The organism is Pseudomonas sp. Kh14 (assembly GCF_900291005.1).
In the GTDB taxonomy this organism is placed as follows: domain Bacteria; phylum Pseudomonadota; class Gammaproteobacteria; order Pseudomonadales; family Pseudomonadaceae; genus Aquipseudomonas; species Aquipseudomonas alloputida.
In genome coordinates this window covers 1-220 of the sequence record NZ_OLKJ01000367.1, presented here as the reverse complement: position 1 = coordinate 220, position 220 = coordinate 1, and the positions used below count along the sequence as shown (strand labels likewise).

Genomic DNA, 220 nt, shown 5'->3' with positions numbered 1-220 from the left:
GGGTTCGGCGCATCGAACTGCAGCGGCGCCGAGGCGTTGCCGGCGGCATCCACCAAGCGCACGTCGAGTGCTTCGCCGTTGGCTTGGGCAGGCGACAGGGTGAGGCTGAACAGGCCGTCGGCACCGACGACACCAGTACCGATGACAGTACCGCCGGCATCGCGCACCTGCACGGTGGCGCCGGGCTCGCCGCGACCGGTGAAGGTGACGCCATCGGCCA

General features: G+C 70.5%; 1 protein-coding gene. It reads right to left on the bottom strand.

Features of this window, described 5'->3' with window-relative positions; genetic code table 11:
- On the bottom strand, positions 1 to 220 hold a 220-nt coding region (locus tag FQ668_RS28775; RefSeq protein WP_178097300.1), incomplete at both ends, for an Ig-like domain-containing protein.